A 24,368-nucleotide genomic window follows, 5' to 3' on the forward strand; every position below is an offset into this window, starting at 1 on the left:
CTAACGCAACTATGGTTAAGCGCCGGTTAATTTAGAAAACAGTTGGGTAGAATAGGCGGAAAGCTCCCGCCAGATGGAAAGAAAGGCCCTCAAGAATGCTGGTTGCCCAGACGCATTTGTATAAAAAATCAAAAAATACCCCCAACGAGTGGTTACAGCCAAAAGAGGTATGACGTCGCCGGGACCTGAACCTCCCACCCCAAGGCCGGATTTGGATTTCCGACGGTGCGGGAACAGCGCAGGGAATGGGGTGTTGATGGCTTGCAATGACCCATCCCTTCTTCCTCCCCCCGCTCCGCACCACCCCCCAGGGCACGCCGCGCCGCGTCGGGGTGGAACTTGAATTCGCCGATCTGGACGCGCCGTCGGCCGCGTCCTGCGTGCGCGAGTTGTTCGGGGGGACGGTCACCGTCGAAAACCCGCACCGATGTCTGGTGAGCGGCACCAGCCTGGGCGACTTCACGGTGGAACTGGATATGCGCTCCGCCCATCCCGGCAAGGGAGGCGCCGCAATGCTGGACCCATTGCGTCCGCTCTGGGGCAACATCGGCAGTCTGGTGATGCCGTTCGAGATCGCCGCTCCGCCGGTGACGGTGGAGCAGATGCCGGATCTGGAGAGGCTGGTCGCCTGCCTGCGCGACCGCGGTGCCGCCGGGACGGAGGCCAGCCCGCTGTTCGCGTTCGGACTGCATTTCAATCCGGAGGTGGCGCGGACGGACGGCGACTATGTGCTGGACCACCTGAAGGCCTTCCTGATCCTGGCGCCCTGGCTGCGGCGGGAGATCCGCGTCGATCCGACCCGCCGCCTGTCCGGCTTCATCGCCGCATTTCCCGCCCCTTATGCCGCCAAGCTGGCCGATCCGGCCTATCGCCCCGACCTGGGCGGCCTGATCGACGATTATCTGGCCGACAACCCCACCCGCAACCGCGAGTTGGACCTGTTCCCGCTGTTCGCCCATCTCGACCCCGACCGCCTGGCGAAGGCGATGGAGGACCCGCATGTCCGCCCTCGCCCGACCTTTCACTACCGGCTGCCCAATGCGCGGCTGAGCGATCCGGACTGGTCGCTCGCCGCCGACTGGAATCGCTGGGTGGCGGTGGAGCGGCTGGCGGCGGACCGCGCCTTGCTGGACGAGCTGGGTGCCGAGTACCGGCAGATGGCCGAGACGCAGGCGCCCGATCGCTGGGCCGAGCGGATCGACGGCTTCATGGCCGCGAATCCCGTCATTCATGGCCCTCCCGGTGAGGAGGATGTCGCCGCGGACGGCACCCTGCGGCAGGCCGGCTGAAAAGGGAGCGTGCCATGGCAGCCGTCATCGGAAGGTCCCGGCCGCTGGTCGGCATCACCGCCTCCGTCCATGGCAGCCGCATCGCCGCCATGGCCAACCGGCTTGCCCTGTGGCGGGCCGGCGCCGCGTCGGTCCGCATCACGGCCGAGGTGCCCTTCCCCATCGACCGGCTGGACGCGCTGGTGGTCGGCGGCGGCGACGACATCGACGCGGCGCTCTACGGCGAATCCGCCCGGCCGCACATCCGCATCGACCCCGAACGCGACCGGCTGGAGATGCGCGCGCTGGACTGCGCCGCGAAGCTCGGCCTGCCGGTGCTGGGGATCTGCCGCGGGTCGCAGATGATCAACGTCCACCGGGGCGGCTCGCTGCACGTCGACATCCACGAGGTGTACGAGGAAGCGCCGCACATGCGCACCGTGCTGCCGCGCAAGCGCATCCGCATCGAACCCGACAGCCGGCTGTACCGTATCCTGGGCATCGCCGAATGCCGGGTGAATGCCCTGCACCACCAGTCGGTGGACCGCGTCGGCGACGGCCTGCGCGTCGTCGCCCGCGAGCGCGCCGGCGTCGTCCAGGGCATCGAGGCGCCCGACGAGCCCTTCATGATCGGCGTGCAGTGGCACCCGGAATATCTGGTGACGGACAGCCGCCAGCAGGGCCTGTTCCGCCGTCTGGTCGCCACCGCCATGGGCACCGCCCCGCTGGACGACATCGCCGGAACCGATCAGGACGCAGACGACGGCAGCGAAACGCCGTCCGGCCGCCTCCCGGTACGGGCACAGGGGTAAAGCGCCCAAGATCGCGCCCGGGATCGCTGCGGATACCGCGTATTGCCTTGTGGACCCTGCACCTGTCCGGTTGTGCCCGTTGGGCGCTTCGAAGACTCGGCAGTCCGAAACGACGCAGGCGCCGCCGGAGGGATGGCTCCGGCGACGCCCGCGGTATCATGGCCGCTGAGCGGAGGTTACTGGCTGCCGCCCTGGTCCGGGCCGCAGTTCGGGGTGCCCGGCGGGCAGTGGGTGCCCGTGGCGGTCTGGTTGTCGCGCGGGATGTTGCTGCCGGTGTTGTTGCCCATGCCCGACGGCGCGGTGGTCACGCCCGGCGTGGACGAGCCGGACATGCTGCCGCTGGAGGTGCCGGTCGAACCCGAGGTGCCCGGAGCGTTCAGCGGGCCGTTGCCCGACGAGCCGGCCGACGGCGAGGTGGTGGCGCCCGGCGTGGTGCGGACCACACCGTCCGGACCGGTGTAGCTGGTGGCGCTGTCGGCCGAACCCTGCGGAACTTGCGGGGCCGTCTGGGCCAGCGCCGGGGTAGCCATCAGGAGAACCGCCGAAACGGCGCCGATCATCAGGTTACGCATCCTCGAACTCCTTCATGGTGGCAACGCCTCGCAGTCGGGCGTCTTTCGGATCGGGGCCGATGGCGGACCTTGCATCGCGTGCCGAGTCGGCGTCGCGCTTGCCGGCCGGGCCATCGCCTCTTTCACTGGGTTCAACAGGGCAATCCGGCCATGGTTTCGATCGACGAATGCGCTTTTTTCAGGAATCCGCGGCAAAAGCGTGGCTGCCGGGCCTCCTTCGGCGTGATCCCGACGCACCGGGCCTGCGGCGGGAACATCGGGCCCGCGCCGGGGTTCAAGCCGCGAGGCGGACAGTGTGCCGGACAGCCGACCGGACGGTTTTCATGCGTTTCCGCCGCACCCGGAGTCGATTTTTCCCGATGAAGCTCAATCCTTCCGCCCCGCCGATCCATTCCCCGCAACCCACAGCCGGGCCGGTGCTGCGCCCCGGCGTCACCTGCTGGCGGACGGAGCGGGCCGGGCGGGTGGCGGTTCTCGTCGACGGTGCCGATTATTTCGTCGCCGCCCGTGCCGCGATGGAAAAGGCGCAGCATTCGATCCTGCTGGTCGGCTGGGACGTCGATCCGCGCATGCGGCTCGATCCCCACAGCCCGGAAACGCTCGGCCGCTTCCTGGCCCGGCTGATGCGGTCGCGCCCCGGCCTGCATGTGCGGGCGTTGAAATGGGACATGCCCTTCCCCATCGCGCTCGACCACCCGCACGAGCCGCTGCAGCGCTGGGACCGCAACACCGGCCGCCGGCTGAACGCCCGGCTGGACGGGGAACTGCCTGTCGGCGCCGCCCAGCACCAGAAGATTCTGGTGATCGACGACGCGCTCGCCTTCTGCGGTGGCATCGACTTCTCCTTCGACCGTTGGGACACCTCGGAGCATCGCGACGACGACCCGCGCCGCCGCGGCCCGGATGGCGAGCCCTACGGTCCTCGCCACGACGTGATGATGATGGTCGACGGCGACGCCGCCCGCGCGTTGTCCGAACTGGCGCGGGAGCGCTGGCGCTGCGCCACCGGTGAGGCACTGGAGCCCTGCCCGCCGCCGGATCATGACCCCTGGCCCGACTGCCCGCTGCGCGACTGCTCCCACCCGGTGCTGACCGACGCGGTGATCGGCGTGTCGCGCACCGTGCCGGCGACCGACGACAGCCCGGCGATCCGCGAGAGCGAGGCGCTGACCTTCGCCGCCATCGCCGCGGCGGAGCGGACCATCTATCTGGAGAACCAGTATTTCGCCTCAGCCCGCGTCGCCGATGCGCTGGCCCGACGGCTGGCCGAGCCCGACGGGCCGGAGGTGGTGGTTGTGGTTTCGATGGAAAGCCCGAGCTGGTTCGACCGCATGGCAATGGACACGCCGCGCTCGGTCGCTTTGCGCTGCCTGCGCGAGGCCGACCGCTTCGGCCGCCTGCGCGCCATGACCCCGGTGACGGACCAGGGGGCGCCGGTGATCGTCCATTCCAAGGTGGTGGCGGTGGACGGCCGGCTGCTGCGCATCGGCTCCTCGAACCTGAACAACCGCTCGATGGGCTACGACAGCGAATGCGACCTGACCATCGAGGCGCCGGAGGCGGACGGTCCCGGGCGCGACCGGGCGGCGGACGCCATCACCGGCGTGCGCAACCGCCTGCTGGCCGAGCATATGGGCATCGAGCAGGACCGGCTTGAGGCCGAGTTGCGGGAGACGGGAAGCCTGATCGCCGCCATCGGCCGCCTGTGCCGGCAGTCCGGTCGCCGTCTGGTGGATCTTCCCGCCACCGATCCCAGCCTGACCGAACAGGCCTTCGCCGCCCTGCGCATCGCCGATCCCGACCATCCGGACGAGGCCTGGGCCCCGTGGAAGCGCCTGCCGGCACCGCCGCGCTCCGCCTTGCGGGTGGCCGCTGCGGCGCTGCTGACCGTGGGTCTGGCGGCCGGTGCCTGGGGGGTGGTTCGGGCGGTGCGGAAGGAGGAGCGCGGTCGGTAGGGCTTTTCGTTCTCAGGCCGAGGCCCCTCCCCCACTGCGCGCGGGAGAGGGGCCCTGTGCGAGGCGGTGGGGAGGGGGCGCGAAGCCCCCTTTAGCGTGTCTGCGCCACCGTGCCGTCGTCGGAGATGATGATCTCGACGCGGCGGTTCTGCTGGCGGCCTGCATCGTTGCTGTTGGAGGCGACGGGCTGCGCCTCGCCCATGCCCTGGGTGACGATGCGCGACGGCGAGACGCCACGCGCCGACAGGGCGTCGCGGACAGCCTGGGCGCGGGCTTCCGACAGGCGCAGGTTGGTGGTGTCGCTGCCGGTGTTGTCGGTGTGGCCTTCGATCCGCACGGTGCGGGCCGGATGCGCCTGCAGGAACTGGGCGAGCCGGTCCATGCGCTCATAGGCGCCGGGAGTCAGTTCCGCCCGGCCGGTGGAGAACAGGATGTCGCCGAGCGTCATCACGAGGCCGCGCTCGGTGCGCTGGGCCTGGAGATCGCGCAGCTGCTGCTCCAGCTCGGTGTTGCGGGCCTGGAGGCGGTAGGTGTCGGCATTGGCGACCACGGTCTGGGCGCCCTTCACCCCGGCCGTCTCCTGCGCGATCTGCACGCGGCGGCTGACGATGTAGGCCTGGTGAGCGACCTCGGAGGCGTCGGCGCCCTGGTCGCGCAGAGCCTCGGCCCGGCGCAGCGCCTGCTCGGCGTCGCGCAGCTGCAGCGGGGCGTTGCCGGCGATCTGCGGGTTGGCGGCGGCGAGGCTGTAGTCCTGGCGCGCCTGGGTCAGGGCGGCGCTGTCGGTCGGCTGGGTGGCGCAGCCGGCAAGGCCGAGCCCGAGGCCGGCCAGCACCAGCAAGGTGCGGGGGGCGAGCATGCTCATTGCCGCACCTCCGGATAGCTGTAGCCCCAGCTGTTGCCGGTGCTGGTGCCGAGCGAACCGGCGGGCGCCGGCGGAACGGCGGACGGTGCGGGGTAGCTGGAGCCGCTTGCGCCGGAGCCGGTGGCGGGCAGCGTGCCCAACGTCGAACCGCTGTAGACCGGTGCGGCGCCCGGCGCGGCAGTGGGCGCGGCCGCCGACTGCGGCACGGTCGGGGTGGCGGACTGGCGAACCGCAGTGGCGGCCTGCTGGGTCACGGCGCGCTGCGAAGTCACCGTCGCCAGTTCGGCATCGACGCGGGCCTCCTCGGCGAGGCGGCGGGCGCGGGTGCGCTCGTCGGCGCGCATCGCCTTGTCGGCGGCGGCCAGCTTGTCGCGGGCGCTCTGCAGGGCGACCGGCGCATATTGCAGGGCGTTGGCACGCTCCGCCTCCTGTACCGCCTGGGAGGCGGCACCGAGTTGGGCGGTGGGCGGCGGCACGTCGGAGGCGCAGGCGGCCATGCCGAGCGCCGCCGACAGGACGGCGGCGGCACGCCACCGGTTCGTCGTTGCGGAATTGCGGGTCATCGCGTTGGGTCCTTTCGGAAGCGGCTCACGCCGAAAATCCTGGCCGACGCTACTGGCCGTAAGGCCATGTCCGTTCGGGTGGTTCGTGCCTCCAACGCGCAAGCCTGCACGAAGGTTCCACGGCGCTTCCAAAGCGAATCAACCTCCGCTGCGCGACACCCCGGTTTGGGCCGCGCGTCGGCTGTCGCGGCGGTGGCGGACCAGCCGCAGCACATAGGCGCCGATCAGGGCGATGAACAGCAGCAGCGTCCCCGGCACCATCAGGTCGGCGATCCAGGGGAAACCCACCCGCACCAGATAGCCCGTGCAGGCGAGAACCAGCGACCACAGCGTCGCCCCCGCCGCGGCATAGAGCAGGAACACCCCCATCGGCAGCCCGCAGGCCCCGGCGGGAACGGAGATCAGGGTGCGCAGGCCCGGCAACGGCTGGCACAGCAGGACGGCAAGGCCGCCGCGCCGGGCGAACCATCCGGTGGCGCGATGGACCTGCTCCGGCTTCACGGTCAGCCAGTGGCCGTGGCGGCCGAGGAAGGCTTCGAACCGCTCGCGCCCCATCCAGTGGGCCGGCGCATACCACACCAGTTCCCCCACCGCGGAGCCGAGCCCGGCGGCCAGCGCCACCAGCAGCAGGTTGAACTCCCCCGTCGCCGCCCCCATGCCGGCCAGCGGGATCACCGTCTCCGCCGGGATCGGCGGCAGCGCGCGAGCCAGGATCAGCATCAGGAAGATGCCCAGATAGCCGAACTGCTGCACGATCTGGATGATCCACTCGGTCATTTGCTCGACGGGGTTTGGCCGTGGATTGGACGGGTTCGATACTGTGAACCGCGCGACCGGTGCGGGCGTTCCCGACCCGATCCGCTCTTGACCCACCCTCCCTCTTGACCCGAGTCAAGGCGTGGGCCGTTCGTCCACGGTTTAGTGTCTCCATCATGACCGTATCCCTCGCCCTTGCCGCCGCCCTGCTGTTCCTCAGCCATGCCCTGCCGTCCTGGCCGGGGGTGCGGCCCGCCCTGATCGCCCGGCTCGGCCGTGGCGGCTTCGTGACGATCCATTCCGTCGGCTCGCTGCTGACGCTGACCCTGTTCGTGCTGGCTTATCGCGCCGCCGACGGCGGGGAGGTGGTGTTCACGCCCTTCGACTGGGCGGCGCCGCTGGTGGCGGTGGTGATGCCGGTGGTCTTCCTGCTGCTGGTCGCCCGCGTCACCACCCGCTTCGGCAGCCAAAGCGCGCCCAACCCGCCGCACGGCATCTACCGCCTGACCCGCGCGCCGGGCAGCCTGGCGCTGCTGCTGTGGGCATGTGCGCATCTGAACGCCACCGGCGACGGGCGCCGCGTGCTGCTGTTCGGCACCATGGCGGCCATCGCGCTGTTCGCGCTGGTCAAGAACGAGATCGTCCTGGGCCGCAGCCCGGCCGGCCGCGCCTTCCGGGCGGAGACCTCGCTTCTGCCGCTGGCCGGACCCCAGGGGGTGCGTGGCGCGCTGACGGGGCTGAAGGAAATGGGAGCGGCGCGATTGGCCGGAGGGCTGGCCGCTTATGGGGGCATGCTGTTGCTGCACCCCTGGCTCTTCGGGGTGGATCCCCTCTACTGGATAGGTTGAGCGCGACGGTGGACTGGCGCATCTGTTGAGACGGGACTGGAGTACCGCGCCTCACCGCCACTGTGCCAGGAAGCCCCCGCATGAAAATCCGCGAGATCATGACCCGCGACGTGCAGACGGTCCGGCCCGACGACAGCATCCGCCGGGCCGCGCAATTGATGGACCAGTTGAACGTCGGCATCCTGCCCGTCTGCGAAGGACGGGATCTGGTCGGCGTGGTGACCGACCGCGACATCACCGTCCGCGCCATCTCGGCCGGAAAGCAGCCCGACCGCTGCAAGGTGGCGGAGGTGATGACCGCCAATCCCCGCTATTGCTACGAGGACGACCCGGTCGGCAGCGTCACCGAACTGATGGCCGGCCAGCAGATCCGGCGCGTGCCGGTGGTCGACCGCAACGACCGCCTGACGGGCATCGTCTCGCTGGGCGATCTGGCAACCGAAGCCAAGAACGACCGCGCCGTGCAAGGCGCGCTGGAGCGGATCTCCTCCCCCTCCCAGCCGGACCGGAGCTGACCGGCCCGCAACCCTTCGAAGTGGAGCCGACCATCATGGAACACACACTGGGTCCGGACGACCCGCGGGTCCGCGAACGCGCCTATCAGCTTTGGGAAGAAGAGGGGCGGCCCGAACACCGCCATCTCGATCACTGGGCGCAGGCCGCCCGCGAGATCGAGGAGGAGGACCGCCGCAACTCGGGCGGTCCCCGCGTCAACAGCCCGGATGCCGGGCTTGCCGTCCCCGACGACCCCGCCGCCCGCAACCAGCGGGAAGCGGCGGAGCATCTGGGGCAGTCCACAGTACCGTCCGACCGGTAGGCCGGGCGGCGGAAGCGGTCACTCGACTTTGAGGCTGACCGCTTCCATGCCCTTTTCGGTCTGGCGCACGGTCATGCGCACGCGCTGTCCGTCGTCCAGGCCGCGCAGGCCGGCACTCTCCAGCGCACGGGCCGGGATGAACACGTCGCGCCCGCCGCCGTCGGGCTGCGCAAAGCCATAGCCCTTGCCGCCGTTGAACCACTTCACGGTGGCGCCCATCTCGCTGGTCGGGCCGCTGTCCTGCTGCGGACGGCGGGGACCGCGATCCTGGAAGCCACCACGGTCCTGGCCACGATCCTGGCTCCGGTCCTGGAAACCGCGACCTTGGCCCCGATCCTGGAAGCCGCGACCCTGGCCGCGGTCCTGGAAGCCGCCGCGGTCGCCACCCCGGTCTCCGAAGTTGCGGTCACGCGGACCACCGGCATCGCGGCGCGCGCCGAACCCGCGATCGCCGCCCCGATCACCAAAGCCGCGGTCACCGCCCCGATCGCCACCCCGATCACCGAAGCTGCGCTCGCCGAAGCTACGGTCGCGTCCCTGCGGACGGGCCGGGGCGGCGGCGGTGGAGAGGTCGACGGAATGCAGGACGCTGACCTGCTGGCCCTTGCGATCCTCGACGATGTCGACGACGACGGTGGCGCCGTCCGGCAGGGTGGTGTGGCCGGCGGGCACGACAAGCGAGGCCGGCAGCAGGGCGTCCTTGCCGCTGTCCCCGACCTTGACGAAGCCGTAGCCGCGTTCGGGGTTGAACCATTTCACGGTGGCCGTCACCTGGGTGGCGACGACGTTGGGCTGACGATAGACGTGGCTGCGGGGCGGCTGATTGTACATGGGAAACCCGAACTCCGGCAAACAGAAGCGGCGCCCGAACCTGTCCCGACATGGACCGGCGGACGCCAACCTCTGACACATCGCCCGTCCTGGCGGCTTTGGCAAGTCGGGACCGCTCCGAATACGCCGGACAGGCTGTAAAATCTTACGGCCAGGCCGTCATCCCATCAGGCGGTCCATCAGACGGTCGGGCACCGGCGGCGGTTCGCGCGGCGGAACGGGGATCGGTGCCGGCGGTTCCCCCAGCGGCGGGCGGGACGGATCGCCCGGCACAGGCAACGGCTCGTCGGGACCGACCGGGGGAATGGACGGCTCGCGCGGCGGAGACGGCGGAAAAGGACCAAGGCTGAAATTCATGCTCGGTGTTCTCCATCGGTGGAAGGGCGGCGGTGGGAGAAGTGGGGTGCGGCCGGTCAGCCGCCCTGGCCGCCGGGAGGCGTCTGCGACAGGCGGCGGGCGTCGTTCAGGCTTTCCATGCAGCGGGCCTCGTCGCCATCGCGGGCGGCGCTGCGGGCCGCCGTGACCAGGGCCTCCAACTGGGCGTTGCGCGCCGCCTGCCCCATAGGCCCGTTGGCCCCGCCGGAGCCCCCGGGCCCACTGTCCGGCATCGCGCGGGAGTTGGCCTGCGGCGCGACGGAGGGGGCGGTCGGCATGTTGCTGCCGGTCGCCGGGGGTTCGATCACCGACCGGTCGCCGACGGCGGGTGGCGCCACCATGCCGCCGGACTGGGCCAGGTCCTCGCTGCTGGTGCCCGATCCGGAACCGGAGCCCAGCTCATCGCGTGGGGTCGAGCCGGACAGGCCGGGCGGCGCGCTGTCCGGGACGGCGACCGGCGGCGGTTCGGTCGACAGGCCGCGGTTGGCGGCGAACTGCTCCACCATCGCGGCGCATCCGCTCTGTGCAGCAGCCGGCTGGACGGCCAGAAGCCCGGCCGCCACCGCAAGCGCGAGGGGGGCGACGGGGCCAAGCCTCGTGAAATCTGTCCGCATCGGTCGCATCCTCCTCGGTTGGCTGTGCCACAGACGACGTATGTCAACCGAGTCAACGGCGACCGGCAGGGCCGGGTTCCGATGGCTGGTTCCGATGGCCGGGCGGAAGAGAGGTCCGGCCATGCAGCTTGCTCATTTCGCGGGCAGTCGCCGGCTGCTGTAGAGTGCCGGTCCACGACCTCAACCAACGGTTCATAAGTTCATCATGATCGCCAATATGGCTGCGCTCGGCGCGGCGCTGTGCTGGGCCGCGGGCGGCCTGATCGCCATCGGGCCGGTGCGGGTGCTCGGCTCCATCGCGTTCAACCGCGTGCGCCTGACGATCGTCGCCGCGGTCCTGCTCGTCGCCACCACGCTGCTGGGCGGCTGGGAGACGTTGGACACCGGAGCGGTCCTGACGCTGGCCCTGTCGGGGGCGGCCGGCATCGTGATGGGCGACATGGCCCTGTTCTGGTCGCTGAGCCGGCTGGGACCGCGGCGCAACGTGGTGATCTATGCCGCCAACGCCCCGCTGACGGCCCTGCTCGGCTACACCCTGCTGGGCGAGGCGCTGGGGACGTGGACGACGCTGGGGATCGTGCTGGTGACGCTGGGGGTGATGCTGGCGGTGGCCCTGCGGTCCGGCTCCACCCACAACTGGGAGGCGGTGCAGGGCAGCCTGTTGGCCGGCGTCGGCGTCTGTCTGGTGGCGGCGGTGGCGCAGGCGGTGGGATCGGTGATCGCCAAGCCGGTGATGGCGGCCGGCGCAGATCCGGTCGCGTCGGCCACCGTGCGGGTGACGACGGCGGCGCTGATGTTCACCGCCATCGGCGCCCTGTCGGCGCTGCGGGGCGGCGATGCGGCGGCGGCCGGCGGCGGCCTGTTCCTGCCGCGCGGGCTGACGCCGAAGCTCGCCCTGCAGGTCGCCGGCAACGGGCTGCTCGGCGTCGGTCTGGGGATGACGCTTCTGCTGGTCGGGCTGGCACACGGCAATGCCGGGGTGGTCGCCACCCTGTCGGCCCTGAGCCCGGTGCTGATCCTGCCGATGATGTGGCTGATGACCGGCCAGCGCCCGTCGCTGGGCGCCTGGGCCGGCGCCGCGGTCGCCGTGGCCGGCGTGGCCCTGATCGTCAACCGATAGAAGACATCCTCAGCGCGCCTCGACCGCGACGCCCAGGGTGGGCAGCGCCGCCTGAAGCGCGGCGGAGGCGCGGTTGACGGCGTCGCGCAGCTGCGCCTTCAGCGCCGGCACGTCGGGGCGATCCTGTTCGCAGGCGTGCTGCAGCATGCGGGCCAGCCGCGACAGCTCCAGCAAGCCGACATTGCCGGCCAGCGACACCATGGCATGGGCATCGGCGGCGGCGTCCTTCATGGTCTCCGCCTCGCTGATGCGGTCGGCGCGCAGGGCCAGTTCGGCCAGCGTGCCGGTGACGAAGCGGGGGAGCACGTCGCCGCCCAGCGTATCCGCCAGCGTGTCCAGCGCGCCGCGGTTCAGCACAGGCGCGCCGCCGGACACCGGAGCAACCCCGGCCAGCACGGCCGCCTCCTCCGCGTCGCCGCCGGGCCGGGCAGTATCCGCCGCAGCCCCCGCCGCAGCATTCGCATCTGCATCCGCCTTGGCTTCCAGCCAGCGGTCGACCGCCGACAGCAGGGTGTCGCGCTCGATCGGTTTGGTCACATGGTCGTTCATGCCGACATCCAGGCAAAGCTGAAGCTGATCGGTCAGCGCGTTGGCGGTCAGCGCGATGATGGGCACGGCACCCCGCCGTCCGCCAAGCTGACGGATCGCCGCGGTGGCCTGCAAGCCGTCCATCCGGGGCATCTGCATGTCCATCAGGACCAGATCGAACTCGCCGCCGCGGACCGCCTCCACCGCCAGCACGCCGTCCTCCGCCACCTCCACCGTGTGGCCGGCCTTGCAGAGGATGGAGGAGGTGACGATCTGGTTCATCGGCACATCCTCGGCCAGCAGGATGCGGGCGAAGCGCCCGGCGGCACCCTCCGCCCGCCGTTCCGCCACGAGACCGGGAGCCTCCGCCACCGGAAGCGGCAACTCGAACCGGAAGGTGCTGCCGACGCCTGGGCTGCTCTGCACGCCGATCCGCCCGCCCATCAGCTCCGACAGCTGCTTGGAGATGATCAATCCAAGGCCGGTGCCGCCGAAGCGCCGCGTGGTGGACCGGTCGCCCTGGCTGAAGCGCTGGAACAGGTTCGCCTGATCGGCTGCCGGAATGCCGGGTCCGGTGTCGCTGACGGAGAAGCGGACCAGGGCCGGCGCCCCCTCGCCACGGCCGTCCTCCTCCCCCGACAGCAGTCCGACGGAGACCAGCACCGATCCGCGTTCGGTGAACTTCACGGCATTGCCGACCAGATTCAGCAGGATCTGGCGGATGCGCGCCTCGTCGCCGCGGACGAAGCGCGGCACCGTGCTGCCCAGCGACAGTTGCAGCAGCAGCCCCTTCTGCGAGGCGGCGTTGCTCATCAGGTCGCGGCAGTCGCGCAGCAGCCGGTGCAGGTCGAAGGCGCGTTCCTCCAACTCCAGCTTGCCGGCCTCGATCTTCGAATAGTCCAGGATGTCGCCGATGATCGCCAGCAGCCCGCGCCCGGCTTCGCGCTGAAGCGAGACATACTGGCGCTGTTCCGGCGTCAGGTCGGTGCCCAGCAGCAGGTCCGCGAACCCGATGACGCCGTTCAGCGGTGTGCGGATCTCGTGGCTCATGGAGGCCAGGAATTCCGACTTCACGCGGTTGGCCGCCTCGGCCTCGGCGCGGGCGGCGGACAGTTCCTCCTCATAACGCTTGCGCTCGGTCACGTCGCGGACGACGCCGACCACGACGAACACGCCGTCGGCCCCCACCGTCGGGCGCATGCTGGATTCGACCCACAGGTAATGGCCGTCGCGGTGGCGCAGCCGGTGGGTGAAGGTGACGGGCGACGACCCCGGCTGCATGCCGGCGAAGGCCATCGCCGCACTTTCCAGATCGTCGGGGTGCAGCAGGTTGGCGGGGGCGCGGCCGACGAGCTCCGCGGGATCATGACCCAGGATGTCGCGGACCGACGGCGACAGATAGCGCACCGATCCGTCCGCCTTCATCTCCAGGATCATGTCGGTGGCATTGTCGGCCAGCAGGCGGTAACGCGCCTCGCTCTCGCCCAGCCGCTGCTCGGCTCCGTGATGGCGTTGCTCGCGCAGCAGCAGGACGCCGAGGAACAGGGTGCCGAGCGGCACGATGGCCAGCATGGGCGCCGCCGTCCGCCCCGCCACCTGCAGCGCCAGATCCAGGTTGGGAAGCAGGGCCAGCGTGGACAGCGACGCCAGGGTCAAAAGCAGGCCGAACAGCAGGAGCGGCAGCACCCCCAGCCCGACGCGGCGCCGTTTCACCCAGACGGCGAAGCCGACGCCGACCAGAAAGGACAGCCCGGCATTGGCGACCCCGGCCTCCATCCCCACGCCGCCCAGGGAAAAGCGGTAGCCGGCCACGCCCGCCGCCGCCATCGCCGCGGAGACCGGCCCGCCGAACAGGGCGGCCAGCCCGATCAGCGGGGTCCGCGCGTCGATGAAGATGCCCGGTCCGACATGGATCGGGTGGACCATGGAGAACAGGGCGGTCAGCGCCATCACCGCGCCGAAGACGACCTGTCGAGTGAGTTGGTTCCAGCCGCCGGACCGGCGGATCAGGAAGGTATAGGCAAGAACGACGAAGGCGCTTGCCGCGATGTTCTCGGCAAGATCGTAGGCCATCGAAGAAAAGTTGCCCAACATCGCCCGGCCGTCGTCCCCGCACAATTCGCGGCTACCTCTATACCACGGAAGAGTATCGCGAAACCGCTAACACCGACGGGTGGGATGTGACCTGGACGGGACAACAGCCGGGCGTCTGACGATTCCGCCTCACGCCTCGGCATCGGGCTGGCGGTCGGGAGCGGCAGCGGCGAAGGCCGGCAGGGCACGGCAGGCTTCGTCGATGCGCAGCAGGGTCGGATAGCCGTCCACCGGGCAGGCCAGCCGACGGGCGTTCGCCAGTTGCGGCACCAGCAGGATGTCGGCCAGCCCCGGCGCGTCGCCATGGCAGAAGCGGCCGGTGCGCGGATCGCTGGCCAGTTGAGCCTCCAGCGCGGTCAGCCCGACGGCGATCCAGTGGCGGTACCAGTCGTCGACCTCCTCCTGGCCGTGGCCCATCGCCTTCAGCCGGCCCAGCACCCGCAGATTGTTCAGCGGATGGATGTCGCAGGCCACCGCCAGCGCCAGCGCCCGCACCCGCGCGCGGCCCAGCGGATCGGCCGGCAGCAGCGGCGGGCTGGGATGAGTCTCGTCCAGATACTCGATGATGGCGAGCGACTGGGTCAGCACATGGTGCCCGTCCGGCCCGTCGACCTCCAGCGCCGGCACCAGATGCTCCGGGTTGAGGTCGGCGAAGGGCGGCTTGGCCTGCTCGCCGCGGCGCAGATGGACGAAGGCCTGCTCCGGCGCCAGCCCCTTCAGGTTCAGGGCGATGCGCACGCGGTAGGCGGCGGAGGAGCGGAAGTAGGTGTGGAGTTTCACGGGCGTGGGTCCGTTGAAGTGTCGCGGCGGTTGCCCCCTCCCCCGCCCTCAGGCGGCCGAAGGCCGGTCCGATCGCGGGAGAGGGGGTAGGAGCTTTGCGAGAGCTAAAGCAAAGGTCCGGCGCCAGTCCCCTCTCCCTCGAAGAGGGGGAGGGTTAGGGAGGGGGCAGCCGAAGCCGACACTCTACCAACCCTCACAGCCCCAGATAAGCCTGCCGCACCCGCTCGTTGCTCAGGAGCGCGGCGCCGCTGTCGCTCAACACGATCTCGCCGGTCTCGATCACATAGCCGCGGTCGGCGATGGCGAGCGCCGCATGGGCGTTCTGCTCCACCAGCAGGATGGTCGTGCCCTCGCGCTTCAACCGCTGCACCGCGTCGAAGATCTCCGCCACCAGCAGCGGCGCCAGCCCCATGCTGGGCTCGTCGAGCAGGAGCAGGCGGGGCTTCGCCATCAGCGCGCGGGCCAGCGCCACGATCTGCTGCTGACCGCCCGACAAGGTGCCGGCGGGCTGGTCGCGCTTGACCTTCAGCACCGGGAACATCTCGTACAGCCGCTCGATGTCGTCGTCGGGCTTGCCGCTGCCGCGGCGGAAGGCGCCGAGGCGGAGGTTGTCCTCCACGCTCTGCGGGCCGAACAGCTGCCGGCCTTCCGGCACCTGCACCACCCCTTCGGCGACGCGGCGCGAGGCCTTCATCCGGGTGATGTCGCAGCCGTCGAAGGTAATGCGCCCGCTGCTGGCGGGGTGGACGCCGGACAGGGTGCGCAGCAGCGTCGTCTTGCCGGCCCCGTTGGCGCCGACCAGCGCCACCAGTTCCCCCTCCCGCACGGACAGGCTGGCCGATTTCAGCGCGTGGATACGGCCGTAATGGCTGTTGAGGCCCTCGATTTCCAGAAGCATGTCCGGGCCTCCCTTACGGTGCCGCGCCGAGATAGGCGGCGATGACGTCCGGGTTGGCCGCCACCTCCTGCGGCGTGCCTTCGGCCAGCATGCGGCCCTGGTTCAGCGCGGTGATCCGGTGCGAGATGCCCATCACCATCTTCATGTCGTGCTCCACCAGGACGATGGTGACGCCGCTCCCCGCCACGGTCTTGATCACCTCGTCGATCTCGCGGCTTTCGGTGGCGTTCAGGCCGGCGGCCGGTTCGTCCAGCAGAAGCAGCTTCGGTTCCGACGCCAGCGCGCGGGCGATCTCCAGACGCTTCAGGGCGCCGTAGGGCATGGAGGCCGCGTCGGCGTCGATGTACTTCTCCAGCCCGACCTCGGTCATCAGCTGGGCGGCCCGGTCACGCGCCTCCCGGTCCTTGCGCACCAGCGAGGGGAAACGGAACAGCGCCGGCAGCAGCCGGGTGTTCAGGTGCAGGTGCCGCCCCACCATGACGTTCTCCAGCGCCGTCATGTTGAAGAAGATCTGCAGGTTCTGGAAGGTGCGCGACATGCCGCGGGCGGCCAGCCTGTAGGGCGCCATGCCCGACACGTCGGCCCCGTCGAACAGCACCCGGCCGCCCGACGGCTTGTAGACGCCGGTCACAAGGTTGAACAGCGTGGTCTTGCCCGCCCCGTTCGGACCGATGATCGAATGGATGTCGCCGGCCGCGATGGTGAAGCTGAGATCGCCGACGGCGAGCACGCCGCCGAACTCGCGGCTGAGATGTTCCACCTTCAGGATCGGCGGGCCGACGCGGCGGGCCTGGGCCGTGGTGTCGGCGGTGAGGTCGGTCGTGGTCAGCATGTTCATGCCCGCCTCCGCGCCGGGATCAGCGCCGCCAGGGTGGGAAGAAGGCCCTTCGGCATGAAGACCATCGTCGCCATCAGGATGCCGCCCAGCACGATCTGCTGGTAATCCTGGAAGACGGTCAGCGCCTGGGGCAGCAGCGTCAGCACCACGGCCCCGACGACGGCGCCGAAGGTGGACGCCATGCCGCCGAACACCACCATCGTCACCAGCTCGATCGACTTGAAGAAGTCGGCCTTGGCCGGGGTGATCAGGCCGGCGTAGTGGGCGAACAGGCTGCCGGCCACGCTGGCGAACACCGCAGACAGCACGAAGACCAGAACCTTGAAGCGCGCGGTGTCGACGCCGACCACCTCGGCCGCGACCTCCGACCCGTGGACGGCGCGCAACGCCCGGCCCATCGGGCTGTCGATCAGGTTCAAGGACAGCCAGACGACGCCCAGCAGCAACACGCCGACCACCCAGTACCAGACCTTTTCGCCATACAGCTCGACGCCGAAGATCCTGAACGGCTCCACCATCATGCCGTCCGGGCCGCCGGTAAGGCCGCTTTCGGTGCGCAGAACGATCGACACGATGATGCCGATGCCGAGAGTCGCCATGGCAAGGTAATGGCCCTTCAGCCGCAGGATCGGCTTGGCGACCAGGAAAGCCATCAGCCCGACGAAGGCGGCGCCGGCCAGCAGCGCCAGCACGGGCGGCCAGCCGTAGGTGCCGACCAGCACGCCCGACGCATAGGCGCCGATGCCGAAGAAGCCGGCATGGCCCAGGCTGATCTGCCCGGCATAGCCGATCAGCAGGTTCAGCCCGACGCAGACCACGGCGTTGAAGCCGGCCAGGATGGCGATGTCGAGATAGAAGTTGTTGGGCAGGAAGGCCGGCAGGATCGCGATCACCGCGCCCAGTGCCAAAAGCCCGGTCAGCCGCCCGTGAAGGAGTGCGTTCATCGGTTATCCGGTCCTTACACCCGTTCGGTGCCGCGCTTGCCGAACAGTCCGTTCGGCATGAAGAGAAGGACGGCCAGGATGATGACGAAGGCCACCGCATCCTTGTAGGCCGAAGAGATGTAGCCGGCGCCCAGCGCCTCCGCGACGCCGACGATCAGCCCACCGGCCACCGCGCCGGGCCCGTGGCCGAGGCCGCCCAGCACCGCGGCGGTGAAGCCCTTCAGCCCCAGCATGATGCCCATCTCGGTATAGGAGAAGGTGATGGGAGCCACCACAGCCCCGCCGATGGCGCCCAGCGCCGCCGACAGCGCGAAGGAGGCGAGCACCACCCGCTTCACGTCGATGCCGACCAGCTGTGCGGCCAGCCGGTTGTGCGAGGTGGCGAGGATCGCTTTGCCGGTCAGCGTCTTGTTGAAGAACAGGCCGATGGCGACGATCAGAACGCCGGCGGTGCCCACCACCCACAGCGACTGCGGCTGCATCGAGGCGCCCAGGATCTGGATCGGCGTTTCGCCGGAGAAGGCGTCCAGCCGCTTGAAATCCTTGCCCCAGATCAGCTCGGCGACGCCGCGCAGAAAGATCGACGCGCCGATGGTGATGATGATGAGGGTGACGGTGGAGGCGTTGCGGGCGCGCTCCACGGCGAATTTCGCCACCAGCACGCCGACCAGCATGGCGCCGCCGCAGCCGATCAGGATCGCCAGCGGCAACGGCACCCCCGACGCGGTCAGGGTGGCCGACGCCATGCCGCCGACCATGATGAACTCGCCCTGGGCGAAGTTGATGACATGGCTGGCGTTGTAGATGATCGAAAAGCCGAGCCCCGCCAGCGCATAGATCGCGCCGATGGTCAGCCCCGACAGCATGTATTGCAGCAGTTCCGCGAACATCGTTGGGTTCCTGTGATCCTATCCCGCACACATCTCCCCCTCTCCCCCCCGGGGAGAGGGTCGGGGTGAGGGGGATGCATAGGGTGGATTGGCGGAGATGATCGCAGCGTCACAACTCTTGTGAATCCACGCCACGCATCCCCCTCACCCTAACCCTCTCCCCAGGGGGGAGAGGGGATAACCCAGAACCGGCGGTCTACTTCACCAGCGCCCAGTCACCCTGTTTGACCTCCACCATGTGGAAGGCGTCCAGCGTCAGGCCCATGTGGTCCTTGGCGCTCATGGTCACGGTGCCGCCGGTGCCGACATAGCCCTTGGTCTGCTCGATGGCGTCGCGCAGCTTGGCCTTGTCGGTGCCGCCGGCGCGCTTCACCGCGTCCAGAGCGATCATCAGACCGTCATAGGCATGGCCGGCGAAGGTCGAGACCTCGGTGTTGAAGCTGTCCTCGTAGACCTTGGTGAACTCGGTCACGACCTTCTTCTGCGGGTCGCTGTCGGGCAGCTGGGCGGCGACGACCAGACCGGCGGCCGGCAGGCGGACACCCTCGGCGGCACCGCCGGCCAGCCGGATGAACTCCTTCGACGCGACGCCGTGCGACTGGTAGATCGGCAGCGAGATGCCGAGCTGGCGGTAGTTCTTGGTCACCACCGCGGGGCCTTGGCCCAGGCCGAACACCAGCACCGCCTGCGCTGCCGCGTTGTTCTTGATCTTGGTCAGCTGGGCGGTGACGTCGGTGTCCTTGGCGCCATAGGTTTCGTCGGCGACCAGTTCGATCCCGCGCTCCTTCGCGACGGCGACGGTCTGTTCGCGGCCCGACTTGCCGAAGCCGGAATCCTCCGACAGCAGCGCCAGCTTGGTCAGTCCGCGCTTCTTCATGTCCTCCATCACCTTTTCCGCGGCCATGCGGTCGGTGTGGGGGGTCTTGAACACCCACTTCTTCACCGGCTCCACGATCACCACGGCGCCGGCCAGCGAGATGAAGGGCACGCCGGCGCGTTCCACCAGCGGCACCGCCGCCATGGTCGCCGCGGTCGTGGTGCCGCCGACGATCACGTCGACGCCGTCGCTCTCGATCAGGCGCTTGGTGAAGGAGGCAGCCTTGTCGGCCGCGCCGCCGTCGTCATAGACGGTCAATTGCACCTGACGGCCGTCGACGCCGCCGGCCTTGTTGATGCGGTCGGCATACAGCTCCAGCACCTTCTTCTCCGGATCGCCGAGGAAGGAGGCCGGGCCGGTGGCCGAGACGATGGCGCCGACCTTGATCGGGTCCGCGGCCTGCGCCGCCCCGGACAGCAGGCCGGACACCGCCGTCATGGCGGTCAGGGCGGTGAAGGCGATGGTGGCGAACAAGCGTTTGCGCATGATGTCCTCCCTTGGGCTGCCCGCCTTGTCACCGGACCGGGCGGCGGCCCGATCCCGGCGCGGCGGGACGATTTGCATCACATAATGTTTCAAACGAAACAGTTTCGAAAGAAGATTTTTGGCCGCCGCGACCACAATCGAAGTACGGATGTTGCCGTCCGCGTCCCCTTCCCTTTGCGATCCCTCCATCTTCGGCCCAGGGGATCGTCGTTTCGTTTTATGACACAAATTTACTTTGATGAACCAACGTAGTGTATCACATTAATGATTGTCAAACGGAAAGTCCGAGTTGCCTCCTATCGGCCGCCAGCGCGCTTTCCGCTCCCGTCGTCCGCGCTGTCGTGGCGCTGGCCCAACCGGGTCCGGGTTTCGTATACAACTCCGTCGCGCCGCCTCGTTCGGCTCCACCCGCATCACAAGCCGTATCCATAAGGACGTCCCCACCGCATGGCCCGCCCGCGCCGCCCCGAAGACCTTGCCGCCCAGCTGACCGAGACGATCGCGCCGCGGGCGAAGTCGCTGATCATCACCATCTATGGCGATGCCGTGCTGCCGCATGGCGGATCGCTCTGGCTGGGCAGCCTGATCGACCTGATGGGCCTGTTCGGCATGAGCGAGCGGATCATCCGCACCTCCGTCTTCCGGCTGTGCAAGGACGATTGGCTGACCAACACCCAGATCGGCCGGCGCAGCTTCTATCGCGTCACCGACAGCGGGAAGGAGCGCTTCGCCGCGGCGGAGCGGCGGATCTACGCGCCGCTGGCCCGCGAATGGGACCGCGGATGGGACCTGCTGATGGTGCCGCCCAACGCGCTGGACGCCGAGACGCGCGACGCCCTGCGGCGGGAACTGACCTGGCAGGGCTTCGGCGCTGCGTCGGCCACCGTCTACGCCCACCCCAACTGCGACGAGGCGGCGATGCACCGTTCGCTGGCGGAATTGGGGGTCGCCGACAGGATCGTCCACATGAAGGCCAGCCTGGACCGGGCGGAGGGGTTCGGGGCGTTGCGCGATCTGGTGCGCGGCTGCTGGGATATCGATCAGCTCGAGCACGACTATGCGGCGTTTCTGGATCACTTCCGTCCGGTCTGGGCGGCGGTCGATGCCGCAGACACGCCGGATCCGGCAGCCTGCTTCGTCCTGCGCACGCTGATGATCCACGATTTCCGCCGCATCCTGCTGCGTGACCCGATGCTGCCGCCCGACCTGCTGCCGGCCGACTGGCCGGGTCAGGAATCGCGAATGCTCACCCGCAACCTCTACCGTCGGCTGGCCGGTCCATCGGAAGCATTCCTGATGCAGGCGGCGACCACCGCCAACGGTCCGCTGCCCGATGCGCAGCCGGCCTTCCACGGCCGGTTCGGCGGACTGGAGAGCATCCCAGCCGGTTGACCTGCATCCCTGCGACAATGGGCGCCCGTCCCGCCAGCCGCCTCAGCTAAAAGCCTATACATAAAATGCAAGGAATCACGATAAGCTGGAACCGTCGCCGTTCGATCCGACCGTTTCCGGGATACCGCCATGCTGACCATCGTCTACCGCAGCGAGGCTGTTGACCGACTGTCCTACAGCGCGCTTGCCGACATCTGCCTGTTCAGCGCCCGCAAGAACCGGGAGTTGGGAGTGACCGGCTTCCTGGTGGAATTCGAGGGCATCTTCCTGCAGGTCCTGGAAGGCGAAGCCGAGGTGGTGGAGCGGCTTTACGCCCGTATCGCCGCCGATCCGCGCCACAACGACGTCGAGCTGCTCCTGCGCGAGAATTCGGCCGGCCAACCCAATTTTGGCTTTTGGGCGATGAATTTCGGACCGCTCGACACCCCGACCTTCTGGCAGGCGGTTTTCGGTTCCCCGGTCCGGATCGAAGAGTTCCGCCGCCGGTCGCACGATGCCGACTTCGCGCTCGACGTGCTTGCCCGCGCCTATATGCATGCCTGCATCCTGGCCGACATCGATCCCGCCACCCGTGAACTGGTGCGCGGCAACATCCCCTGCTTCTTGGGGGGCTGATTTCTATCCGGCGCAGGCTCGGCCGGTACGGCGTTTCGATACTATTCCATCTTCAAAATTCAGCAGGGCGAACGAATTGATCTGGATCAATTCGTCGCTTCTGCATGTTTTCTGTTCAAAATCAATTCCCTAAGGCAAAACCTTAGTCTGTCTATATGATACAGAAAATGTTGAGATATAAGATTTTCCGTGTCATATAAAGACCACAGGGCGCCGATGGAAATGTGAGCGCCCGCCGAAATGTCCCGGAGGAAACGCCCCCATGTCCAAGGACTACACCCCCATCGCCAATACGATGGAGTTCCCCCCCGCCACGCCGCAGCCGAACGTCTACCCGCTGTCCTGGGTGTCGCAGACCAAGAAGCTGGAAGAGGTCTATGCCGCCGCCCAACGCGAGAACTGGGACCCGGCCAAGCTGCCCTGGGACAGCTTCGACGTGTCGCGCTACAGCTGGGAGGAGCGGGAGGCCATCGCCTATTGGTGGACCATCCTGTCGGTGTTCGACGCGTCGGCTCCCCCGGTCTTCGCCCATGCGCTGATCAAGACCTACGAGGTGCATGAGGAGGACCCGGTCCGCCGCTGCTTCTTCTCCGTGACCCGGGACGAGCAGAACCACGAGCAGATGTGCGGGCTGGCCATCACCAAGCTGCTGGAGGCCACCAGCCCGCTGACCTACGAGCCGAAGACCGATCTCGGCCGCCGGCTGCAGAAGAACGCCCACTGGCTGTACTACAACGGCGGGCGCTATTGGGACGGCTACAAGAAGGCGGTTCCGAAATACTCGCTGGCCGTTCTGTTCAGCTCCTTCCTGATGGGAGAGATCGCGGCGGCGACCATCTTCCACCAGATGGCGGCGGGCTGCACCGAGCCGGTGTTCAAGGAGGCCTTCCGCAACATCGGCCGCGACGAAGGCCGCCACATGGCGATTTGCATGTCGGTGATGGAGCGCGACTATCCCCATCTGGCGGTGGAGGACAAGTCCGTCATCACCAAGCAGATCCGCGCCGGCTACCTGTTCCTGTCCGCCGTGCTGTTCGAACCGCCGCCCCAGTTCTGGGACCTGCCCGACGACTTCATCGCCACCCAGCGCGAGGCCGAGGCCATCGCCCGCAACGCCGGCTTCCACATCCCGGATTACGAGGCGAAGAAGGAGAACTGGCGCAACGCCATGCTGAACCTGAAGGGCGTGCTGGACCGCTACGGCATCCCGTTCCCGGCGATCCCCGAAGTCGGCATCACCGGCGAGGAAGTGCGGGACGTCGACATGGACGAGATCATTCCGGTGTTTTGAGGCGCATCCTCGCGGCCCCCTCCCTCCCACGGCTCCGCCGCGGGTCCCACCCTCCCCCTCTTCGAGGGAGAGGGAGGATTTGCAGCGCAGCGGCAGTCCCCTCTCCCTCGAAGCTCTCGCACAAAGCTCCGCTTTGTGCTGACGCGACAGGCGGACCGTAGGTCCGCTGAGAGCGGGGGAGGGTTAGGGAGGGGGCAAACGCCGACCAATCCTTACTCTCCCCGCCCCAAGGATCCCCCCGGTGAGCCGCATCCGCCTCCACCCCTCCGGCCGCACGGTCGAGTGCCGTGACGGCGAGACCGTCCTGTCGGCACTGGAACAGGCCGGCTACGCCCTGCCCAACAACTGCCGCGCCGGCGCCTGCGGCGAATGCAAGGTCAAGGTCCTCAGCGGCCAGTTCGACCAGGGCATGGTGCTGGACATGGCGCTGTCCCAGCCCGAGCGGAAGGACGGCTATGGCCTGATGTGCATGGCCAAGCCGATCTCCGACGAGCTGGTGATCGAATACGGCACCGCCGACGCCCAGCCCAAGCTGTTCCCGCCGCGCGAGAACGTGCTGTTCATCGTCACCGACCGCATTCCCCGCACGCCGCGCATCGTGGAATTGCGGCTGCGCCCTCTCGGCCAGCCGCTGCGCTACTGGCCGGGCCAGTATGTGATGCTGGGCGACGCCGCGGCCGGCGCGCCGCCGCGCTGCTATTCCATCGCCAACGCGCCCCGCCCGGACGGCGAGATCGTGCTGCAGGTGACCCGCGTCGACGGCGGACCGACCAGCGGCTGGATCCACGACACGCTGACCGTCGGCAGCATGGTCAAGCTGTCCGGCCCCTACGGCACCTTCATCGGCGACCCGTCGGTGGACAGCCCGGTGCTGTGCATGGCCGCCGGCTCCGGCCTCGCGCCCATCCTGGCGCTGACCGACGCGGCGCTGCGCCGCGGCTACCGCCCGCCGGTGACGCTGCTGTTCTCCGCCTGCACCCAGGCCGATGTGTATGAGTTGGGACTGCTGAGCTACTGGCAGGCCAAATACCGCAACTTCAAGGTCAAGGTGACCCTGACGCGCGAGGAGGCTGCCGGTCATCTGAAGGGCCGCATCCCCGCCATCCTGCCCGGCCTGTTCCCCGACCTGTCCGGCCACGCCATCTTCACCGCCGGCAGCCCCGCCTTCGTCGAGGCTTGCGTCGCCGCCGCCCGTTCGCTGGGTGCCAGGGACGACCAGATCCACAGCGAAGGCTACGTCTCCCAGCACATCCCCGAATCTCCGCCACCGGAACGTCTGCTGGCCGGCGCCTTGGGATAGGAAAACGCCCTCTTCCAACCAGGGAGAGGGCGTTTTGGTATC

The 24,368-nt window shown here is 69.0% G+C and carries 25 protein-coding genes; 11 read left to right on the plus strand and 14 right to left on the minus strand.

Annotation, left to right across the window (positions count from 1 at the left end; genetic code table 11):
- Window positions 1-266: 266 nt before the first annotated feature.
- Together FZ983_RS04470 and FZ983_RS04475 are read left to right on the plus strand one after the other, a co-directional pair.
- Window positions 267-1,289 (plus strand): amidoligase family protein, encoded by a 1,023-nt coding sequence (locus FZ983_RS04470; RefSeq protein ID WP_149222348.1) that lies wholly within the window; start codon window positions 267-269, stop codon window positions 1,287-1,289.
- Between the two features lie 14 nt (window positions 1,290-1,303).
- Complete coding sequence (locus tag FZ983_RS04475) at window positions 1,304-2,080, plus strand: gamma-glutamyl-gamma-aminobutyrate hydrolase family protein (protein WP_149222349.1); 777 nt, start codon at window positions 1,304-1,306, stop codon at window positions 2,078-2,080.
- A 176-nt stretch (window positions 2,081-2,256) separates the two neighbouring features.
- Here the strand turns inward: FZ983_RS04475 and FZ983_RS04480 are convergent, their stop codons facing one another.
- A complete protein-coding gene (locus FZ983_RS04480) occupies window positions 2,257-2,652 on the minus strand; it encodes a hypothetical protein (RefSeq protein ID WP_149222350.1) in 396 nt (131 codons plus the stop codon).
- Between the two features lie 359 nt (window positions 2,653-3,011).
- Here FZ983_RS04480 and FZ983_RS04485 point away from each other — a divergent pair, with 359 nt between their 5' ends.
- Complete coding sequence (locus FZ983_RS04485; protein WP_149222351.1) at window positions 3,012-4,607, plus strand: phospholipase D-like domain-containing protein; 1,596 nt, start codon at window positions 3,012-3,014, stop codon at window positions 4,605-4,607.
- A 91-nt stretch (window positions 4,608-4,698) separates the two neighbouring features.
- Here the strand turns inward: FZ983_RS04485 and FZ983_RS04490 are convergent, their stop codons facing one another.
- The 3 genes from FZ983_RS04490 to FZ983_RS04500 form a co-directional block, all read right to left on the minus strand.
- Window positions 4,699-5,469 (minus strand): OmpA family protein, encoded by a 771-nt coding sequence (locus FZ983_RS04490; RefSeq protein ID WP_149222352.1) that lies wholly within the window; start codon window positions 5,467-5,469, stop codon window positions 4,699-4,701.
- The gene (locus tag FZ983_RS04495) at window positions 5,466-6,032 is read right to left on the minus strand and encodes a DUF4398 domain-containing protein (protein WP_149222353.1); all 567 of its coding nucleotides are present in this window, start codon (window positions 6,030-6,032) and stop codon (window positions 5,466-5,468) included. The genes FZ983_RS04490 and FZ983_RS04495 overlap by 4 nt, the downstream gene beginning before the upstream one ends.
- 138 nt (window positions 6,033-6,170) lie before the next feature.
- The gene (locus tag FZ983_RS04500; protein ID WP_149222354.1) at window positions 6,171-6,809 is read right to left on the minus strand and encodes a DedA family protein; all 639 of its coding nucleotides are present in this window, start codon (window positions 6,807-6,809) and stop codon (window positions 6,171-6,173) included.
- Window positions 6,810-6,964: 155 nt separating this feature from the next.
- On the opposite strand from FZ983_RS04500, the gene FZ983_RS04505 reads away from it, so the two are divergent.
- The 3 genes from FZ983_RS04505 (at window position 6,965) to FZ983_RS04515 (ending at window position 8,453) form a co-directional block, all read left to right on the plus strand.
- Window positions 6,965-7,636: an NnrU family protein gene (locus tag FZ983_RS04505; RefSeq protein ID WP_149222355.1), complete on the plus strand. Its 672-nt coding sequence runs from the start codon at window positions 6,965-6,967 to the stop codon at window positions 7,634-7,636.
- Between the two features lie 80 nt (window positions 7,637-7,716).
- A complete protein-coding gene (locus FZ983_RS04510) occupies window positions 7,717-8,151 on the plus strand; it encodes a CBS domain-containing protein (RefSeq protein WP_149222356.1) in 435 nt (144 codons plus the stop codon).
- Between the two features lie 35 nt (window positions 8,152-8,186).
- Window positions 8,187-8,453 (plus strand): DUF2934 domain-containing protein, encoded by a 267-nt coding sequence (locus FZ983_RS04515; RefSeq protein ID WP_149222357.1) that lies wholly within the window; start codon window positions 8,187-8,189, stop codon window positions 8,451-8,453.
- An 18-nt stretch (window positions 8,454-8,471) separates the two neighbouring features.
- On the opposite strand, the gene FZ983_RS04520 is transcribed toward FZ983_RS04515, so the two are convergent.
- The 3 genes from FZ983_RS04520 to FZ983_RS04530 form a co-directional block, all read right to left on the minus strand.
- Complete coding sequence (locus tag FZ983_RS04520) at window positions 8,472-9,284, minus strand: cold-shock protein (protein WP_149222358.1); 813 nt, start codon at window positions 9,282-9,284, stop codon at window positions 8,472-8,474.
- Window positions 9,285-9,443: 159 nt separating this feature from the next.
- Window positions 9,444-9,641 carry a hypothetical protein gene (locus FZ983_RS04525; RefSeq protein ID WP_149222359.1) on the minus strand — a complete coding sequence of 66 codons (198 nt, stop codon included), beginning with the start codon at window positions 9,639-9,641 and terminating at the stop codon, window positions 9,444-9,446.
- A 56-nt stretch (window positions 9,642-9,697) separates the two neighbouring features.
- Window positions 9,698-10,273, minus strand: coding sequence for a hypothetical protein (locus FZ983_RS04530; RefSeq protein WP_149222360.1), 576 nt, complete (start codon window positions 10,271-10,273; stop codon window positions 9,698-9,700).
- A gap of 205 nt (window positions 10,274-10,478) precedes the next feature.
- Between FZ983_RS04530 and FZ983_RS04535 the strand changes: the two genes are divergently transcribed.
- Window positions 10,479-11,393: a DMT family transporter gene (locus FZ983_RS04535; protein ID WP_014248737.1), complete on the plus strand. Its 915-nt coding sequence runs from the start codon at window positions 10,479-10,481 to the stop codon at window positions 11,391-11,393.
- Between the two features lie 9 nt (window positions 11,394-11,402).
- Here the strand turns inward: FZ983_RS04535 and FZ983_RS04540 are convergent, their stop codons facing one another.
- The 7 genes from FZ983_RS04540 to FZ983_RS04570 form a co-directional block, all read right to left on the minus strand.
- Window positions 11,403-13,994, minus strand: a complete 2,592-nt coding sequence (locus FZ983_RS04540) for an ATP-binding protein (RefSeq protein WP_149222361.1) — start codon at window positions 13,992-13,994, stop codon at window positions 11,403-11,405.
- 150 nt (window positions 13,995-14,144) lie between these two features.
- Window positions 14,145-14,795 carry a maleylacetoacetate isomerase gene (maiA, locus tag FZ983_RS04545; RefSeq protein WP_149222362.1) on the minus strand — a complete coding sequence of 217 codons (651 nt, stop codon included), beginning with the start codon at window positions 14,793-14,795 and terminating at the stop codon, window positions 14,145-14,147.
- Window positions 14,796-14,988: 193 nt separating this feature from the next.
- Entirely contained in the window at window positions 14,989-15,693 is a 705-nt protein-coding gene (locus tag FZ983_RS04550; protein ID WP_063635298.1) for an ABC transporter ATP-binding protein, read from the minus strand.
- Window positions 15,694-15,706: 13 nt separating this feature from the next.
- A complete protein-coding gene (locus tag FZ983_RS04555) occupies window positions 15,707-16,531 on the minus strand; it encodes an ABC transporter ATP-binding protein (RefSeq protein ID WP_149222363.1) in 825 nt (274 codons plus the stop codon).
- On the minus strand, window positions 16,528-17,475 hold the full coding sequence (locus FZ983_RS04560; RefSeq protein ID WP_149222364.1) for a branched-chain amino acid ABC transporter permease: 948 nt from the start codon (window positions 17,473-17,475) through the stop codon (window positions 16,528-16,530). Before FZ983_RS04560 ends, FZ983_RS04555 begins: the two co-directional genes overlap by 4 nt.
- A gap of 14 nt (window positions 17,476-17,489) precedes the next feature.
- A complete protein-coding gene (locus FZ983_RS04565; protein ID WP_149222365.1) occupies window positions 17,490-18,365 on the minus strand; it encodes a branched-chain amino acid ABC transporter permease in 876 nt (291 codons plus the stop codon).
- Between the two features lie 196 nt (window positions 18,366-18,561).
- Window positions 18,562-19,728 carry an ABC transporter substrate-binding protein gene (locus tag FZ983_RS04570; RefSeq protein ID WP_149222366.1) on the minus strand — a complete coding sequence of 389 codons (1,167 nt, stop codon included), beginning with the start codon at window positions 19,726-19,728 and terminating at the stop codon, window positions 18,562-18,564.
- Between the two features lie 447 nt (window positions 19,729-20,175).
- Here FZ983_RS04570 and paaX point away from each other — a divergent pair, with 447 nt between their 5' ends.
- The 4 genes from paaX to FZ983_RS04590 all read left to right on the plus strand — a co-directional run bounded on the left by paaX (window position 20,176) and on the right by FZ983_RS04590 (window position 24,326).
- On the plus strand, window positions 20,176-21,120 hold the full coding sequence (paaX, locus tag FZ983_RS04575) for a phenylacetic acid degradation operon negative regulatory protein PaaX (RefSeq protein WP_149222367.1): 945 nt from the start codon (window positions 20,176-20,178) through the stop codon (window positions 21,118-21,120).
- A 129-nt stretch (window positions 21,121-21,249) separates the two neighbouring features.
- Window positions 21,250-21,735: a BLUF domain-containing protein gene (locus tag FZ983_RS04580; protein ID WP_149222368.1), complete on the plus strand. Its 486-nt coding sequence runs from the start codon at window positions 21,250-21,252 to the stop codon at window positions 21,733-21,735.
- A gap of 262 nt (window positions 21,736-21,997) precedes the next feature.
- Window positions 21,998-23,026, plus strand: coding sequence for a hypothetical protein (locus tag FZ983_RS04585; protein WP_149222369.1), 1,029 nt, complete (start codon window positions 21,998-22,000; stop codon window positions 23,024-23,026).
- Window positions 23,027-23,267: 241 nt separating this feature from the next.
- Window positions 23,268-24,326, plus strand: coding sequence for a 2Fe-2S iron-sulfur cluster-binding protein (locus FZ983_RS04590; protein WP_149222370.1), 1,059 nt, complete (start codon window positions 23,268-23,270; stop codon window positions 24,324-24,326).
- Window positions 24,327-24,368: the final 42 nt, after the last annotated feature.

This window comes from Azospirillum sp. B21 (genome assembly GCF_008364825.1).
GTDB lineage: Bacteria > Pseudomonadota > Alphaproteobacteria > Azospirillales > Azospirillaceae > Azospirillum.